This is a genomic window from Desulfatitalea alkaliphila (assembly GCF_022968795.1).
In the GTDB taxonomy this organism is placed as follows: domain Bacteria; phylum Desulfobacterota; class Desulfobacteria; order Desulfobacterales; family Desulfosarcinaceae; genus Desulfatitalea; species Desulfatitalea alkaliphila.
The window spans coordinates 1-17,287 of sequence record NZ_JALJRB010000015.1; the positions used below are offsets into that span (position 1 = coordinate 1).

The window sequence follows — 17,287 nt, forward strand, 5'->3', positions numbered from 1 at the left end:
GATGTGGCCGATCGTCCCTACGTTGACATGGGGCTTTTTTCTCTCAAATTTTGCCTTCGCCATCTCGTCCTCCGCTGGTCATTCAATAAGGTCAATTGAATTCGGTCTAAATCACCGGGCCTCGTTGCGGATCGGACAATCCTCATGATTGTCGGCGGTTCTGCGGACCTTGCTGGAGACCTGGTGCAATATATGGAGCCCACGACCGGAATCGAACCGGTGGACCTCTTCCTTACCAAGGAAGCGCTCTACCGTCTGAGCTACGTGGGCTGAAGGTTGTTTTACGGAATGTCCTGAACGAAGGCCGTTTGAAGTTCGGTAAAGAATTGGAGCGGGAGACGAGGCTCGAACTCGCGACATTCAGCTTGGAAGGCTGAAGCTCTACCAACTGAGCTACTCCCGCTCGAATTTTCGGATCAGCGCAAGAATCCTGAACCTCGTTTGCACCCGATCACCGCGCTTCCCAAGGGGCACCCCCTGCGGTGTCACGATGATCCTTGTACCGGCAGCCATGTAGTCAGACACGATTCCGAAAAAACGGATATCTCCTACAATGAGCAATGTGTCATGTGTGGTGGTGGGGGGAGGATTCGAACCTCCGAAGGCTTCGCCGACAGATTTACAGTCTGTTCCCTTTGGCCGCTCGGGAACCCCACCGCATGCATCCATGGAGCCAGCGAAGGGACTCGAACCCCCGACCCACTGATTACAAATCAGTAGCTCTACCAACTGAGCTACGCTGGCATCAAACACGTTGATTGCTTAAGGCTTTCATATTAAAGATCCGCTCGGGTCCCTGAGGACGCCAAGATGATTAAAAATGCGATTCCTACTCAATTTGCTGTCAAAAAACAAACCCGCGTTTTGAACAAAATCCGACGTTAAGGACCAGATATAAAAAATTTTTGCTTAATATGTCCGTTTTTCTCCGATTAAGGCCATTTTTCGCCCATTTTTATTTCCAGCCCCAAAACGTCGCAAGCGCCCAAAACGATGGCAGCGCACCGCATTCAACGCCAAACGGCCGCCAACCAGACATCAGGCGGCCGCCCGGTCATATGATGCCAATCGCCCTTGCAAGTTAAAGTTTCCTGCCGCTGAACCGAAATAGTTTTTGAAAGGGGTGCAATGGCCGATAATACTTGACAGAAACCGCCGACTGCATGATATCGTGCGGGCAATTTACAATCCGGATCAACTTGGCGACCTTCTGCACACCCAATTCTTAGTAACAACCGCCTCCGCTTGCAACCCTAATATGAGAGCGACCATGCGCCGAATCGACAAAACAACGAGCAACCCACCAAAGTCCATATTTTTCTTGCCATTGCTGTTTTTATGTTGTCTCGCCATCAGCGGTTGCGCTGCCCTGCCTTTCCTGCAGGCGGCATCCGAAAGCCCTGCCACTGCTTCCAGTGGATCCCTCCCGCCGTCGGACAGCGACGCGGAGCCCGGAGAGCACCTTCTGGAAACGCCAACGACCCACAAGAACGACGTGGATGCGATCATCGAAGACGGTGGATCCACCTTGGCCGCCCGACCCGAAGCGGTGGCCGCCACTGTCAACTGCCCCGATGGCGACGCCGAATGCGAAGCGACATCGGCCGACAATGCCAAGGAAGGACAATCCCGACTCGACGAAGCGTTGCATCTTTGCGAAGTTTCCCAATCCTTCTGGCAAAAGGGAGAGCTGGATAGCGCCCTCGACGCCCTGGACAACGCCTACGCCCTTATCCTGGACGTGGACACCCGCTACGACGATATCGAGCTGATTCAACAAAAAGAGGACCTGCGGTTCCTGATCTCCAAACGAATCCTTGAAATTTATGCCTCACGCAACATCGTGGTCAACGGCAAGCATGACGAAATTCCAATGGAGATGAACAGTTACATCGAGGCGGAACTGCGCCGGTTCACCACTGGACACGAGAAGGATTTTTTCCGGCGCTCTTTACAACGTTCCGGCCGTTACCGTCCCTACATTGTCGAAGTGCTACGCGAAGCCGGCCTGCCCGAGGAGCTTTCCTGGTTGCCCCTGATCGAAAGCGGTTACATGGTCAGGGCCTTGTCCAGCGCCCGCGCCTTGGGACTGTGGCAGTTCATCCCATCCACCGGTTACAAGTTCGGCCTGCGACGCACCCACTATGTGGATGAACGCATGGACTTCGTCAAATCCACCCATGCGGCCGTTGCGTATTTGAAGGAGCTGCACAACATTTTCGGTGACTGGGCCACCGTGCTGGCGGCCTACAACTGCGGTGAAGGGCGTGTGCTGCGGGTGATTCGTACCCAGAACGTCAACTATCTGGACAACTTCTGGGATCTGTACCAGCGCCTGCCGAGGGAAACCGCCCGTTACGTGCCCCGCTTTTTCGCCACCCTGCACATTGTCAAAAACCTCGAACAATACGGCTTGGACCAAGTCGCCCTGGACGCACCTTTCTCCTACGACGAGGTGGATATCCACCGCCAGGCCCACCTGCGGGATATCGGTAAACCCATCGGTGCGAATCTGGCCACCCTGGAAGCGCTAAATCCCGAGTTGCGCCACCGCATCGTACCGCCCGAACCCTACACCTTGCGGGTGCCTGAAGGCAGTGGTGCCACCCTGTTGGCCGACATCGACACCATCCCGACATCGAAGCTGCCACAGCAGGCCCACACCTGGCACACGGTGCGCTCCGGTGAAACCCTTGGCGCCATCGCCCGCCGCTACCGCACCAGTGTCAACCGTATCATGCAGACCAACAACCTGCGCAGTTCCCACTTCATCCGCGCCGGCACCCGTCTGCGGATTCCCCTTTCCGGCAGCGGTGCTGTCGCCGCCGGCCGGCAACAGCCCTCCACCCCGCCGGCATCGGGGGTGCACACGGTGGTCAAGGGAGACTCCCTGTGGAACATCGCCAATCGCTACGGTACCACTGTGCAGCAGATTACAGCACTCAACCGACTCTCCTCCAATACATTGCAGATCGGACAGCGCCTGCGCATTCCCGGCCACCAACCCCAGCCTTCGCCCAAAACCGGCGAACTGAACACCTATCAGGTGAAACGGGGCGACAGCCCCTTCACCATCGCCCGCAAGCACAACATGCCCCTCGAGCGTTTTCTGCGTATCAATCAATTGAGCAAGCGCAGCACGATCTATCCGGGCCAGGAAGTTTATATCGATTGAAACCGCTGCCCGGTGCCGCCAGAGATAGAGCTTGGCATAAGGCCTCTATCTCCGGCAGTACCGGAAGTGCTGCACCGCAGCCGGCAACCCGTCTTCGAAAATCAACGATCTTCGGCGCTGCGTCTTGCTTCCTCCCCCCGAATAGTGTAAATGCAGGTCCACGCCTCCGTAGCTCAGGGGATAGAGCAGCAGATTCCTAATCTGTTGGCCGCAGGTTCGATTCCTGCCGGGGGCACCAGGCAAAACGCGCCCTTATAGTCCCTTTATGGTCCCTTGACACTCACCGGTTTGATGCGCTAGTTGTGTTCAATGATATAAAATAGTCTTATTGCGCAACGCACCTGCCACGCAACATTCCGAAATCATAACATGATAATCGGTTTGCCGGTCGGCGGTGGCGCTCTATGGTCTTTCGGGACGCCACCAGTTAAAGTCTCACGTTCGGCGGTCGATACCTAAAGAGAGAGAGATGGTGCGATGTCCAACAGCCATACACCTGAATCCGAGGCCTTGGTCGCCCGACGGCACAAGGCGCTCTGCCGAATTGAGATATGATGTCCCTTAATCCGCTCCGCCTGTTGCTGTTCGCTGCGTTGGTGACGCTCTTGCATAGCCCGACCCACACCGCTGCCGCCGGCCTTGCCCATGATGCGGCTGCCGCAATGCACGGCCACTATCACTCCGTGCGAGCAATGCTTGACGACAATGCCTTCGATCAACCCCTTCATTTGACTTCCGGCCATGAGGGCGACCACACCCAAGCCCGATTGAGCGCAGTCCTCGAGCACCCCTTCGACGCCTTTGCCGCAACATTCAAATCGCCCGACAATTGGTGCGAATTGATGATGCTGCACCTTAATATCAAGTATTGCGCCGCCCATGACAACGGCCGGCAACAAATGTTGACGGTCTATGTGGGCCGCAAACACGAACAACCGCTCGAATCGGCCCATCGCGCCGAATATGCCTATCGCGTGGTGGCCAACGGCCCCGATTACCTGAAGATCGCCCTGGAAGCGGACAAAGGTCCTTTTCGCACCCGGAACTACCAGATCGTTTTGGAAGCGGTACCGCTGGATGCGGAAAGCACCTTCATCCATTTCGGCTATTCCTACGACTTCGGCAGCCTGGCCAAAACCGCCCAGGCCATCTATTTTCGCACGGTGGGCCGTGACAAGGTGGGCTTCACGAAGATTGCGGATGACAATAGCCGCCCGCCCGAGTATGTCGGGGGCGCGCGCGGGGCGCTGGAGCGCAACATCATGCGTTACTACCTCGCCCTGCAAGCCTATCTGAACGGACTTGCCGAGCCGGCGCCGCAACGCCTCGATAAACGGCTCGAAGGGTGGTTCGCCCTTACGGAGCGCTATCCGCTGCAACTCCATGAAATCGAGCGAGACGCCTATTTGCGCATGAAACAGAGGGAATTCGAACGGCAGCGGACCGGGGCTGAGGTGCTCAGCCCCGCCGGTGCCGTCTGGTGATGTTTACAACTGTTTGAACCCCTCGCGGGTGACATAGGCAAAGGCGAGGGGTTCCGAGACCTCCTCATCCACCTCGGCCAGGCATTCCATCTCGCGGCGCACGGTGGTCATGATCCCGTCCAATCCCCCTTTTTGCTGCGCCATGCGGTGCAACTGGTGCTCCAGTTTGATGATGCGCGGCACGCTGAAGCTGGTGCCGATTTCGTCACTGTCCAGCAATGGCTGCTTGCGCTTGGTCCATAGCAGGTAGAGGCGAAACGGGTTTTGCGGATCGTTGCGCGTGTAGCCGCCCAATATGAACGTCACTTGGTGAATGGGATCGATGGGATGCACCTGGCAGGTTTTGCGCATGAAGCGCTCGTATTCAGTGGCCAGAAACGGCAAGGCCGCTTGGTGGATGTCATCCACATAAAGCAGATTCTCATCGTGAACAAAGCGTTTGAGGGCCTGACACATGGCCTCGCCGGCCACGGCGCCGCCGTTCATGATGGCTGCATAATCGGTCAACTGGTGCAAACGGTCCAACCTGGTCTCGATGAGGTTCCCGTTGCCGTTCACGTCGACGGCCTTGCCGTCCGCGCCAAGAACAATACCCTCCGGGCATTTGCAGGCAATCAATTGGGACATATGGGCCTCCTCCCTAACCGGTTAATGATTTCGCGGTCACACCGGCGCCGGTTCCAGAACGTCGGTGGCCGACCCTGCTTCCATAAACAGCCATACAGTAAGACAGGGGTGAAGAAATGTCAGGGGTGAGGGGCCGATGATTGCAGTTCAGTTCCCGCGACCCATGCGGGTGCGCCAATGTTCCAGGCGCTGCTTGATCATTTTCTCATAGCCCCGGTCCACCGGCTGGTAGTAGCGTTCGTTGCGCAGACGATCCGGCAGATGTTGCTGAGGCACATAGGCATCCTCGTAGTCGTGGGCGTACTGGTAGCCGCGGCCGTACCCCAACTCTTTCATCAACTGTGTCGGGGCGTTGCGAATGTGCATCGGCACCGCCAGGCTGCCGGTCTTGCGCACGGCCTCCGCCACGCGACCAAAAGCGCTGTAGACGCTGTTGCTCTTGACGGCGCTGGCCAAATAGACGGCCGCCTGGGCAAGGGCCAACTCCCCCTCCGGCGGCCCGATGAAGCGAAAGGCCTCCATGGCCGCCATGGTCAGGGGCAGGGCGTGGGGATCGGCGTTGCCGATATCCTCGGAAGCGAAACGTACCATCCGGCGGGCCACGTAAAGTGGATCCTCGCCGGCCATGAGCATGCGCGCCAGCCAGTAGAGCGCCGCATCGGGGTCGCTGCCCCGCAAGCTCTTGTGGAAAGCGGAAATCAGGTTGTAGTGGCCCTCGCCGCTTTTATCGTATTGCAGCGCCTTTTGTTGCACCGCCTGCACCACGTCGTCCAAGGTGATGGCCCGCGCGGCACCGTCGGCGGTGGGCCCCTGGCGCGCCAGGGTCAAGAAGGCGGCCATCTCCAGACTGTTGAGCGCCGTGCGGGCATCGCCATCACAGGTGCGCAGCAGATGATCGGCGGCGTCCGGGTCCAGAACCAACCGGTGTCGGCCCAAGCCCCTATCCACATCGTTCAAGGCGGCTGTCACAATGGTATGCAGATCGCTTTCGGTCAACGGCTGCAGGGTTAGAACGCGACATCGGGAAAGCAAAGGCGCAATCACCTCGAAAGAGGGATTCTCCGTTGTGGCCCCGATCAGGGTCAGCAAGCCGCTCTCCACGTGGTGCAGAAAGGCATCCTGCTGGCTTTTATTGAAACGGTGGATCTCGTCTACAAAGAGCACGGTGGGTTGGCCGCTGCTCCTCAGCTGGGCGCGCGCCTCCTCGATCACCGCCCGAATCTCCTTGACGCCCGACAGGACCGCCGAAAAATGGACGAAGTGAGCCCCGGAGGTGCCCGCCACGATGCGGGCCAAGGTGGTCTTGCCCACTCCCGGCGGGCCCCATAAAATCATTGAGAAGATACGATTGCGGCGAACAGCTTCGGCCAGCAGCGTACCCGGCCCCACCACGGCCGCTTGGCCGACAAATTCGGACAGAATCCGGGGCCGCATGCGTTCCGCCAGCGGTCGGGCTTCGGCGGGCGAGGTGGTATCGGTCGCAGGGTTGAACAAATCCATATGCACCATCCGGCGGACGCGGGCTTCTTTACATCCGCGCCATAATGGTTTAATTTACTGATCCATATCAATTCCATGACATATCCAAGTCATGACGAAATCGCAAACCATCAAGTCATATCCATCCGGACACGATGCGTTGAATCGATAAGAACAAAAGGGTCCATCCAAGGGTGAAGGAAAAGCGACGGCCCGCAAACGATCGACCCGGACATCGGCCGGCGCGACATTTGCCCAGTAAGGCTTACGATTCGTTTTACTTGAATTGATTGTACAAAACAATGCATTGGGGCCCATGGCCGTCCGCCGGCCTGCACAGGGCCAATGCGAGGGGGGGGGTTGCAACATGCTGAAAGTTATCAAGTGGTTGGCCATCGTATTTGCCGTCTTGGTGATCGTGGTGATTGTGGCGGTCATCATCGCCCCTATGGTGATCAACCTGGAAAAGTACAAGCCCCGCATCGAAGCGGAAGCCGCCAAAGCCTTGGACCGCCCGGTCACCCTCGGCGGCCGCATCGCCCCCTCGGTTTTTCCGTGGGTCGGCATGGCGCTGTCCGATGTCCGGATCGGCAACCCGGTCGGCTTCAGCGAAGAACATTTCGTTTCCGTCGGCGAATTCGAAGTACGTGTCAGACTGCTCCCCCTGCTCTCCGGCAATTACGAAGTAAAACGTTTTGTGCTGCGGGATCCTTCCATCGTGCTGGAAAAAAACAAATCCGGCCGCACCAATCTGGAGGGCCTGGGACAACAGGAGGGCGCCCCGGATGCCACCCCGCCGCCAGCGCCTGCGCCGGAGGAGGACCCGACCTCGGCCCCCGCCCAACTGCCCATCAAATCACTGGTGGTCAATGAGTTCGCCATCACCAACGGTGCGATACGCTACATCGACCACGGCACGGGAGTACGGCACGAAGTGCGGGAATTGAACCTGGTGCTCGACGACGTCTCCCTGCTAACCCCCATCGCCGTCGATTTTCGCGCCGTTGCCGACGGCCACCCCATCGCCCTGTCGGGCGCCGTGGGACCGGTCGGCGCCGAACCCGGCCGCTCGCCGATCCAGTTCAACCTGCTGGCAACCCTTTTGAAACAAATGAAAATCGACCTTCAGGGCAGTGTGGCTGACCTCCTGGAAACCCCCCGGCTGGAAATGCGACTGGCGGTGGACAAATTCTCGCCCCGCGACTTGCTGGCCGATTTGGCGCAACCGTTGCCTTTCGAGACCGCCGATCCAAAAGCATTGACCGCCTTGGGGTTCTCTTTGCATCTTTCGGGCACCCCCGAAGCCGTCCAATTCGACGATGGACAAATGACGCTGGACGAATCGCGCATCACCTTCAGCGGCCGCGCCCGGGCCTTTGACAAACCCGATATCGCCCTGGAAGCCGAATTGGACCGCATCGACCTGGACCGTTACCTGCCCCCGCCACCGCCTGAAAAGGAAGGCGCCAAAGCCCCGGAAACCGCACCCGCATCGCGGCAGGAAAAGCCCGACACCGATTACACCCCCTTGCGGCAACTGGTGCTGGATGCGCGCCTGGCCATCGGCCAGGCCAAGCTTAAAAATGTGCGCATACAGAACATGGCCCTCAAGGCCACGGCCAACAACGGCATCATCCGGCTCGATCCCGTCTCCCTGGATCTGTACAATGGTCGCGTCACCGCCACCACCACCATCAATGTGCAACAACGCCAACCCCGCAGCAATGCCGACCTGGCCATCAGCACCGTGCAGGCCGGTCCTTTTCTCAAGGATCTGTTGGACAAGGAGCTGATCGACGGCCTTTTGACGGCGGCCATCAACCTGCGCTTCACCGGCGACACCGCCGATGCCGTCCGTAAAAGCCTGAACGGAAAAGGCGAACTCAACTTCAACGATGGCGCCATCATCGGCATCGATCTGGCCGACATGGTGCGCAACGTCCAAGCCGCCTTCGCCCTGGCGGACAAACCCACGGAAAAGCCGCGCACCGATTTCACCGAACTGGCCGTACCCTTTTCCATCAGCGACGGCCTGTTCCGGCTGGACAACGCCCGACTCAACTCGCCGCTGTTGCGGTTGACCGCCGGCGGTGCGGCCGATCTGGTGCGCGAGACCCTTGATATGCGGATCGAACCCCGCTTTGTCGCCACACTCAAGGGACAGGGCGACACCGTCGAACGGGCCGGCATCACGGTGCCGGTGATGGTGGGTGGATCCTTTGACAATCCCAGATATCGACCGGACCTCAAGGCGATCCTGCAACAGGAGCTGCCCGACCGGGAAGCCCTGGAAAAAATGGTGCCCTCCAAGGAGACCCTTCGGGAAGGGGCCGATGAAAAGGCTCGTGAACTGATTGAAGAAAAAGGCAGGGACCTGTTGCGCGGATTACCCCTGCGCCGTCAGCAGCAACCCGCCGACGGTCAGTAAGGGCCCCTCGTTCCAGTCGAGATGAACTCAGGAATGCCCATGCGCATCGCAGCAACGTCAACGGCGCCCCTTCCGATCGGAAGGAGCGCCGTTTGCTTGCCGGTATTGGACGACCTTAATAAATTTCTTTAAACAACTGCTCGACCAAGGCCGGATCGCCCACCGGACGCGCGTTGAACATGGCAGGGGCATCGGCGATGGCATGCAGCGCGGCGGTAGGCAGCAGGTCCTCGGCCACTCCAACATCCCGCAGCCGCATCGGGTGGCCGCACCGCTTCATCAACGCTTCGACGGCCTCGGCGGCGGCCAGAGCGGCGTCACGTCCTTTCAAATCAACGATATTCACGCCCATGGAACGTGCCACCAGGGCGAGCTTCTCCGTGGCGTGATCCGCATTGAAACGCATCACCGCGGGCAAGGCAATACCGCACGCCGAGCCGTGGGGCACCTTGGCAAGCCACCCGAGGGTGTGGGCCATGGCGTGGGCCAACCCGACCTGGGAGATATTGAAGGCCCAGCCGGCGGTCGTGGCGGCGATTTGGAGGTTCAAACGGGATTGCTCGTCCTGGCCGTTTTCGATGACCCGCGGCAAATGGTCGGCAATCAGACGGACCGCGTTCAATGCATGCCCGTCGCAAATGGGATTGGACTTGATGCTGGTCAGGGCCTCGACGGCATGGGTCATGGCGTCCATGGCCGTGGTCACCGTGAGGTGCGGCGGCAGGGTCAGAGTGAACAGGGGGTCGAGAATTGCGGTGTTGGGCACCATGAAGTTCTCGACGATATACACCTTGCGGCCCGCTTGGCCGCTTTTGATGACCGCGGTGTTGGTCACCTCGCTGCCGGTTCCGGCGGTCGTGGGAATCACGATGTGGGGCGTCTGGGGTTCGATCAGCCGCTGCAGAGATATATGATCGTCGGCGCGTCCCCCGTTCTTCAATGTCACGCACACGGCCTTGGCGGTGTCGATCACGCTGCCGCCGCCGACGCTGACGATGATGTCCGCTCCCAGCGCCCGTGCCGCATCCGTGGCCGCGTCCACCGTTTCCAGATCGGAATCCTGAGGAATCCGGTCAAAAACGCCCGCGTAAAAATCCCCCAGCGCCTCGCGCACATAATCGAACAGCCCTGCATTGCGAACGCCGGCATCGGTCATCACCATTGCGCGACGGCCACGCAGGCGCACCACCTCGCGGGCGACGGACGCCAGGCAGCCATGCCCGGCCAACACCATGGTGGGCGTGCTGTACTGCACGAAGGGCAGGGTCGGATCGTCGGAAAACATCTTCATGGTGAAATTGGCTTTGTGATCCGCCACGGCCGAAACGTGCACCCGCTTGACCTGGGTGTATTCCGCCAAACCTTCATGGCCCAGTTCGCGTCCGAAGCCGGACTGTTTGTAACCGCCGAAGGGGCAAAAATCGCCGAAGGAGTGGTAGTTGTTGATCCACATCGTACCGGTTCTGATCTGCCGCGCGATATTCTCCGCCCGCCGCGTGCTGCGTGAAAAGACACCGCCCGCCAGTCCGTAAATGGAGTCGTTGGCGATCTGAATCGCCTCTTCCTCGGAATCGTACTTGATGACGCATACGACCGGGCCGAATATTTCTTCCCGGGCAATGCGCATGTCATTGCCGACGCCCGCAAAAATGGTCGGCTTGTAAAAATATCCTTCCTCGTGGCCCTTCACCACCGCGCGCTCACCGCCGGTGACCAGTTGGGCACCGGCTTCACGGCCGATACGGACATAGTCCTCAACGGTCGCCAACTGGCTGCTGCTGGCCAAAGGACCCTGGTGGGTGGTCGGATCCAATTGATAGCCGATGCGCAACCCTTCGGCGCGGCGTTTCATCTTCTCCAGGAATTGATCGTGGATTTCCGCGGCCACCAGAACGCGGGTGCCCGATTCGCACACTTGCCCTTGATGAAAGAAGGTGCCGAAAAGCGCCCCTTCCACGGCCAGATCGATATCCGCGTCGGGGCAGATGATATTGGCCGACTTGCCACCCAACTCAAGGGTGACCTTCTTGACCGAATCGGCCGCCATCTTCATGATGTCGCGACCCACTTCGGTGCTGCCGGTGAAGGCGATTTTGTCAACGGCCGGGTGGGTGCACAACACATCGCCCAGCTCGCCCCCGGGGCCGGGCAGGACATTGATCACCCCCTTGGGAATGCCGGCCGCCTTGGCCGCTTCGGCGATGATCAGCGCCCCCAGAGGCGTTGCGGAGGCCGGCTTGAGCACAACGGTGTTGCCCATGACGATGGCATGCCCGATTTTCCAGAAGGCCATGCTGATGGGAAAATTCCAGGGGATGATGCCGACACATACGCCGATGGGCTCGCGGCGGATGTAGTCCCGGCCGGGCGAAAAGACGTTGCCGGCATAGGGAATCTCCTCCTCCCAGGGAAAGCGGCGCGCCGCATAATGGGCGAAATTGCGCAGCAATCCCGACCCCTGACGCCCCCAGACCTTGCTCAGACGAATGATCTGACCGGAGTCCATGGCCTCGACCACCGCCATGCGCAGGGTCAATTGCGCCACCTGGTCGGCGAAGGCGTTGACTTTCACCGCACGCTCCACGGGCGTCAATCCACTCCAGACCCCGCTGTCGAAAGCACGGCGGGCGGCCGCAACGGCTGCCTCCGCATCCGCCTTACCGGCTTTGGCCACAGTGGCGAACGGCTTGCCCGTGCCGGGGTCGATGCTCTGGAAAGTTGCGCCTCCGGCGGCATCCACAAATTCCCCATCAATAAAAAGTTTGTAATGGTCCATGCTTTCCCCCTGACGAATCGGTTCGGTTGAGTTCGGCCCGGCCGTTGCGCCGGAATCGGCGGCGATCGGCACCGCAGAGATCTTTCGAAATGCAATCGATGCAGTAACGGAGGAACCAGGGAGGGGTCAAATGATCTGTACTTTTCGGCGATATTTGTGTTTCATGGTAAAATGTTGTAATTTTCATCACTGCTAAAATGATATAATGGATCAAGAATAACTTATTCTAACCCTTTGCAACCGCCTATCGCAGGATACCATGCGCCATCGCCCTCCCTCCCATTTTGCTCTCCTGGCCGTGTTCCCCACCACGGAAAGTTACCGCCGGTTCACCACCCGCGTCGAGAACAAGGCCATCCTCGACGATCTGGCCGCTTTTGCCGCGAAAACGGGTCTGATCGAACTGCCCGACCCCCACCGTCTCGCCCAATGGGTGGCACGCCATGCCGTGTCCGACGAAGCGCTCGACCCGCCCGACGATATGGATTTCGCCCAATGGCTCGACCGCCGGGCAACAGTGCTGGAATTCCGCTGGTCGGCACGCGCCTTGGCCGACCGGGTCAACGCCCTTCTCGAGACCCACCGCATCGGTTTGCCCAAAATCGCCAACGCCATGTTGAGCCGGCTCAAAAAGGAACCGGCGGACACGCTCCACAAGTGCAACGTACTTCGCAGCATGGCCTTCTGGCTGGGCCATGAACGCCCGCACCTCGCCGCCCGATGGCACTTCGAGCACCTGCTGCGCCTGTGCCGGGGCGACCATCCCCCGGTGCAACCCAAGGACGGGGTACGTGTGGCCTTCGGTCTTTACAGCCGGGGTGAAGTGATCGACCAGGAAATCGTGGCATGGTTGAAAAGGGCGCTCAAACAGCAGCGCCATCGGTCGCAGGCCGGTTTCCCCCGTGATCTGCGGGCCAAGGTGCGTTACCACGACACCACCACCTTGTATGTCGACATTCCCAAGGAAAGCCTGCTGGACTACCCCTCGGCCTATCGGCGCTGTCTGCGCGAGGCCTTGTTCATGGCCCACCAAACGGCGATCCGCTGGTCCTTGTCCGGCCATTGCACCGGGCACCGGTTCCTGGCCATCGCCATGGCCGCCGGCGACTTCGACAAAGTGGACAACCAGCTCTACCCCGCCCTGGCAGCCAAGTTGCCGGGGGACCCCGTCATCCGCATGACCGACGATACGCGCCAATATCTACTGATCAATGAAATGCGGGCCTTGTTGAACCGCCGGCCCGTCGAAATCACCCTGCTCAACGGTGAAACCTTGCCGATCTGGTGGGTGGTCGGTTTCTGGAGCGCGCTCTATTTCGATTTCGTGCCGGATTTGCTGGAAGACGCCATGCTGCAAAACCATCCCGCATCGGCCCGGCAGCTGGCGCAAAAATTATGGGCCTCCATCTACCACGAGACCGCCGCGCAGCAACCCGAGGCCGACGCGGTCACCGCCCTGTTCCGCTTTCCCGGCAATTCGCTGCTGGGGGTGGAAATCGCCAAAACCCTCTATTATCGACGCCGCTTCTGGGACGCCATCGACATTCTCAAGGTCGTGCTGCACCTGGACCCGATGCAACTCAACGCCAGGACGCTGCGCATGACCCTGTTGCGCAACCTGGCGATCGACGCCCCCGGCTTCGCGGTTTCCGCCGACATGTTCAGCCAGGCCTACATGGAAGCGGATTTCATCATGGAAAATTGCGACTATCAAGCGGAAGACTTCTTTTGCGAGTATGCCGTCGTCTTCCTGGCCGAGGCCATGACCACCCTGCGCCGCCTGCGCCGTGGAGAAGTGGACGACCACCACCGCATTCAAACCTTAAAAAGCCGCGTGTTCGAATGCCTGCAACAGGCCGACACGTTGTTGACAAGAGGCATGATGTTATCGCCCACCGGTATCCGCTCCAACTACCTGCTGTATACCGTCAAAATACTCCGGAACACCTTGCTGCAGGACGACACCCTGTTCGAAGACAGGCGCACCATCGACGTCCGGCCGTGCGACATCCGGCAAACGGTGACCGACTTCCAGTGGCAAATGGGATACTTTCGTGGCGGGGCGACCGAGGAAGATCATCGGCGAAGCATTGAAACCAACTTCCGGCTGCGCGACATCAGCCACGGCGAAGCCATCTCCTTGCAAGCCTACCGGCCGACCACTTTCTTTTGCGCGGCCGTTGCCTGGTGGGATCTTTTTCCCGTTCGAACGCCCGAAACCGCTAAACGGGTCATCTCCTTCTTGCGCAGCGCCGCGGCCATGGCACGGGAGATGGAAGCCATGGACCTGTGCATCTACTCCTTTACCCGTACCTACGGCGAAATGATAACGGCCCGTGAGTTCGTCCGCCACATGCACAAGGGCATCGCGATGATTTCCGCGCAGGACGCGAATCATTCAGCCCGCGGCAGCGATCAAACGGCGCCACCATTGCCGGAAGGTGGACGCATCCCCCTGCTCATGACCTTGAACTTCTGAAAGGGGTCGAACCACTACCGGAGCAAATCAGCGCGAACGGGTCACCCCGATACGGGGGCACATATCGCTCACCGGGCAGCGGCTGCAATGGGGGGATTGGGGCCGGCACAGCGTCTGCCCGAAAGCCACCAGCAGTTCGTTGTAGCGCACCCAGTGGCGGCGGGGCAGCTTACGGCGCAGCGCCATTTCGGTCTGCTCGGGGGTGCGGGTGCGCACGTAACCGATCCGGTTGCTGATCCGATGCACATGGGTGTCCACGCAGATGGCGTCCCGGCCGAAGCCCTCCACCAGCACCAGATTGGCGGTCTTGCGCCCCACTCCCGGCAAGGCCAGCAATGCCGCCATCGTGTCCGGCACCTCGCCGCGGTGCACATCGAGCAGCATCCGGCTGATCTCCATCAGACGCTTGGCCTTGGTGGGGTAGAATCCCACGGGATAGATCAAGCGGGCCACCTCGGCCTCCCCCAACGCCAACACCTGTTCCGGTGTGCGGGCGGTGGCGAACAGCCGGGCGGCGGCGCCCCCGGTCACCTCGTCCTTGGTGCGCAGCGACAGGATGGTGGAGACCAATATCTCGAAGGGTGTGGCGCCCCGGTTGGCGATGAAGGTGATGATGGGCGCCCGCCACAGGGGATAGGCCGCCGCCAGCCGCGCCACGAAGGTATCGATATCCAAGCGCTTGCGTGTCCTGCTCATCGTGCTCCCCTTGTTGTCGTCATGGGTCGGTATGGATCGGTATTGATCGTTGCAGCCGCGAACCGCTTGGGGTATAGTGATTAAACGGCATCGGTGCAGAAGCCCCTTTGGTCATTCGGCCCCATCTACCTGTTTGCACGAACGATTTCAACCCGTTTCGCAAGACGGCAAGGAATCCGGGTGGCACCACCGCTATCGCCCCCCCATTTCCGCAAACCACAACCCACCCGCGGCACCGGAGGCATACGGTTTGAGTCGATCCGACGAGCGACGATTTCAAGACCTTGTCGAAAACCTCAACGACGTCGTTTATGCAGCGGACCTCAACGCCGTCATCACCTATATCAGCCCCAACATCAGTCGCATCGGCGGCTATTCGCCCGCTGAGGTGATCGGTCGCAACTTCACCGAGTTTGTCCATCCCGACGATTTGCCGGAACGCATCGAGCAGTTCCAGAGGGTTGTCGCCGGCGTCAGCGAACCGAGCGAATACCGGTTCATCACCAAGAGCGGAGAAACCGTCTGGGCGCATACCCGGGCCCGACCGGTCGTCGAAAACGGCCGGGTGACCGGCATCCAAGGGGTTTTGGTGGACATCACCGACCGCAAAGCGGCCGAGGAGGCGCTGCGGCAGTCCAAAGAGCGCTATCGACTGCTGGTGGAAAACGCCAACGATGCGATCTTCGTCATTCAGAACAAGCGGGTGGTCTTCATGAACGCCAGCGCCTTCGCCATTGCCGGCTACGACAATAACGATCCGGTGGCCGATATCACCTTCGATCACTTCATCCACCCGGAGGACCGCGAACGGATCGTGTTGCGGCACACGCAACGATTGGCCGGCGAAACCCTGTCGGACCGCACCTCCTTCCGAATCATCTGCAAAGACAAAAGCATCAAGCATGTCAATCTCAACGCCGTGCGCATCGAGTGGGAAGGGCAGCCGGCCATTCTCAACTTTTTGCGCGACATCACGGCGGACGTGCAACAAGCCGAACGGGAACGCCACCGACAGAAACTCGAAGCCCTGGGCACCCTGGCCGGCGGCATCGCCCACAATTTCAACAACCTGCTCATGGGCATCCAGGGCAACGCCTCGTTGGCCCTCACCCAACTGCCCCCCGCGGAACCCGTGCGGGCCCGCATGGAAAAAATCATCGAACTTGTGCAAAACGGCGCCCGTTTGACCCACCAGTTGTTGCAATACACCCGCGGCAGCCACCATCGCATGGGCCGGCTGGATTTGAACCAGGTCGTACGGGACGTGACGGGCACCTTGGCCGCTACCCGCAAGCAGGTGCGCATCCAATACCAACTGAAGGAAGGGTTGCCGCCCATCGAGGCGGATCGACAGCAGATCGAGCAGGTGATCATCAACTTGTTGCTCAACGCCGCCGACGCCATGCCCGAAGGCGGCGAGGTACGATTGACGACCGAGCGCCTCCCCGACTTGCAGGCGGCCACCGCGATGCCGACGGCGACCAACGGCCCCTGTGTGCGGCTCGAAGTGGCCGACAGCGGCCCAGGCATGCCGACGGCAACCCTAGAGCGCATCTTCGAACCCTTTTTCACCACCAAGGGCTTGGGCCGGGGTAGCGGCCTCGGGTTGTGCACCGCCTACGGCATCATCAAAAGCCACGGAGGACACATCGACGTCACTTCCGAGCCCGGCCGCGGCACCCGTTTCAGGGTCTACCTGCCGACCCTTGCCGCGCCCCGCAAACCGGCCGCGGCACCCGCCACGCGCGCACCGGCCGGCGGCACCTTGCTGTTGGTGGATGACGAAAGCAGCGTTCTGGAAACCAGCGCCCAATTGTTGACCCACAGCGGATTCAAGGTGCTCAAGGCATCCAGCGGAGCGGCGGCGTTGACCCTCTACCGTCGCCAACACCCGGCCATCGATATAGTGATTCTGGATTTGATCATGCCCGGCTTGAGCGCCAAAACCGTTTTGCAAGGCCTGCGCGCAATCCGCCCCGATGTCAAAGTGCTGCTTTCCAGCGGCTACAGCATGGGCGACCAGGCCCGCGAACTGCTGGTGCAAGGATGTGTCGGTTTTCTGCAGAAGCCTTACGATTTCGAAACCCTACACGAAACCCTGCAACGGCTGCTGCCCCCGGCGGAATAGGGTTCGGCCGCAAAC

9 protein-coding genes and 5 tRNA genes are annotated in these 17,287 nt (G+C 60.0%); 6 read left to right on the top strand and 8 right to left on the bottom strand.

Annotated features, from left to right (window positions below):
* Positions 1–193: 193 nt before the first annotated feature.
* The 4 genes from MRX98_RS13305 to MRX98_RS13320 form a co-directional block, all read right to left on the bottom strand.
* Positions 194–270, bottom strand: a tRNA-Thr gene (locus MRX98_RS13305).
* 57 nt (positions 271–327) lie between these two features.
* A tRNA-Gly gene (locus MRX98_RS13310) sits at positions 328–403 on the bottom strand.
* A gap of 169 nt (positions 404–572) precedes the next feature.
* Positions 573–657, bottom strand: a tRNA-Tyr gene (locus MRX98_RS13315).
* An 11-nt stretch (positions 658–668) separates the two neighbouring features.
* Positions 669–744 (bottom strand) — tRNA-Thr (locus tag MRX98_RS13320).
* A gap of 526 nt (positions 745–1,270) precedes the next feature.
* Between MRX98_RS13320 and MRX98_RS13325 the strand changes: the two genes are divergently transcribed.
* The 3 genes from MRX98_RS13325 (at position 1,271) to MRX98_RS13335 (ending at position 4,659) form a co-directional block, all read left to right on the top strand.
* Entirely contained in the window at positions 1,271–3,175 is a 1,905-nt protein-coding gene (locus tag MRX98_RS13325) for a LysM peptidoglycan-binding domain-containing protein (protein WP_246909589.1), read from the top strand.
* A 162-nt stretch (positions 3,176–3,337) separates the two neighbouring features.
* A tRNA-Arg gene (locus tag MRX98_RS13330) sits at positions 3,338–3,413 on the top strand.
* Between the two features lie 316 nt (positions 3,414–3,729).
* Entirely contained in the window at positions 3,730–4,659 is a 930-nt protein-coding gene (locus MRX98_RS13335) for a hypothetical protein (RefSeq protein WP_246909591.1), read from the top strand.
* A gap of 3 nt (positions 4,660–4,662) precedes the next feature.
* Here MRX98_RS13335 and MRX98_RS13340 read toward each other — a convergent pair whose 3' ends face one another.
* Together MRX98_RS13340 and MRX98_RS13345 are read right to left on the bottom strand one after the other, a co-directional pair.
* A complete protein-coding gene (locus MRX98_RS13340; RefSeq protein WP_246909593.1) occupies positions 4,663–5,286 on the bottom strand; it encodes an Ntn hydrolase family protein in 624 nt (207 codons plus the stop codon).
* A 147-nt stretch (positions 5,287–5,433) separates the two neighbouring features.
* On the bottom strand, positions 5,434–6,786 hold the full coding sequence (locus MRX98_RS13345; RefSeq protein WP_246909595.1) for a replication-associated recombination protein A: 1,353 nt from the start codon (positions 6,784–6,786) through the stop codon (positions 5,434–5,436).
* Between the two features lie 346 nt (positions 6,787–7,132).
* Here MRX98_RS13345 and MRX98_RS13350 point away from each other — a divergent pair, with 346 nt between their 5' ends.
* Positions 7,133–9,193: an AsmA family protein gene (locus MRX98_RS13350; RefSeq protein WP_246909597.1), complete on the top strand. Its 2,061-nt coding sequence runs from the start codon at positions 7,133–7,135 to the stop codon at positions 9,191–9,193.
* Positions 9,194–9,308: 115 nt separating this feature from the next.
* On the opposite strand, the gene MRX98_RS13355 is transcribed toward MRX98_RS13350, so the two are convergent.
* A complete protein-coding gene (locus tag MRX98_RS13355) occupies positions 9,309–11,969 on the bottom strand; it encodes an aldehyde dehydrogenase family protein (protein ID WP_246909599.1) in 2,661 nt (886 codons plus the stop codon).
* Between the two features lie 259 nt (positions 11,970–12,228).
* Here MRX98_RS13355 and MRX98_RS13360 point away from each other — a divergent pair, with 259 nt between their 5' ends.
* Positions 12,229–14,448: a hypothetical protein gene (locus MRX98_RS13360; RefSeq protein ID WP_246909601.1), complete on the top strand. Its 2,220-nt coding sequence runs from the start codon at positions 12,229–12,231 to the stop codon at positions 14,446–14,448.
* Positions 14,449–14,475: 27 nt separating this feature from the next.
* Here the strand turns inward: MRX98_RS13360 and MRX98_RS13365 are convergent, their stop codons facing one another.
* Positions 14,476–15,144 carry an endonuclease III domain-containing protein gene (locus MRX98_RS13365; protein ID WP_246909603.1) on the bottom strand — a complete coding sequence of 223 codons (669 nt, stop codon included), beginning with the start codon at positions 15,142–15,144 and terminating at the stop codon, positions 14,476–14,478.
* A 250-nt stretch (positions 15,145–15,394) separates the two neighbouring features.
* On the opposite strand from MRX98_RS13365, the gene MRX98_RS13370 reads away from it, so the two are divergent.
* Positions 15,395–17,272, top strand: a complete 1,878-nt coding sequence (locus MRX98_RS13370) for a hybrid sensor histidine kinase/response regulator (RefSeq protein ID WP_246909610.1) — start codon at positions 15,395–15,397, stop codon at positions 17,270–17,272.
* The last annotated feature ends 15 nt before the right edge of the window (positions 17,273–17,287 follow it).

Bases quoted from the DNA above. Each gene is read 5' to 3' on its own strand.
- MRX98_RS13325 (WP_246909589.1), top strand. From the start codon at position 1,271: ATGCGCCGAATCGACAAAACAACGAGCAACCCACCAAAGTCCATATTT.
- MRX98_RS13335 (WP_246909591.1), top strand. From the start codon at position 3,730: ATGTCCCTTAATCCGCTCCGCCTGTTGCTGTTCGCTGCGTTGGTGACG.
- MRX98_RS13340 (WP_246909593.1), bottom strand. From the start codon at position 5,286: ATGTCCCAATTGATTGCCTGCAAATGCCCGGAGGGTATTGTTCTTGGC.
- MRX98_RS13345 (WP_246909595.1), bottom strand. From the start codon at position 6,786: ATGGATTTGTTCAACCCTGCGACCGATACCACCTCGCCCGCCGAAGCC.
- MRX98_RS13350 (WP_246909597.1), top strand. From the start codon at position 7,133: ATGCTGAAAGTTATCAAGTGGTTGGCCATCGTATTTGCCGTCTTGGTG.
- MRX98_RS13355 (WP_246909599.1), bottom strand. From the start codon at position 11,969: ATGGACCATTACAAACTTTTTATTGATGGGGAATTTGTGGATGCCGCC.
- MRX98_RS13360 (WP_246909601.1), top strand. From the start codon at position 12,229: ATGCGCCATCGCCCTCCCTCCCATTTTGCTCTCCTGGCCGTGTTCCCC.
- MRX98_RS13365 (WP_246909603.1), bottom strand. From the start codon at position 15,144: ATGAGCAGGACACGCAAGCGCTTGGATATCGATACCTTCGTGGCGCGG.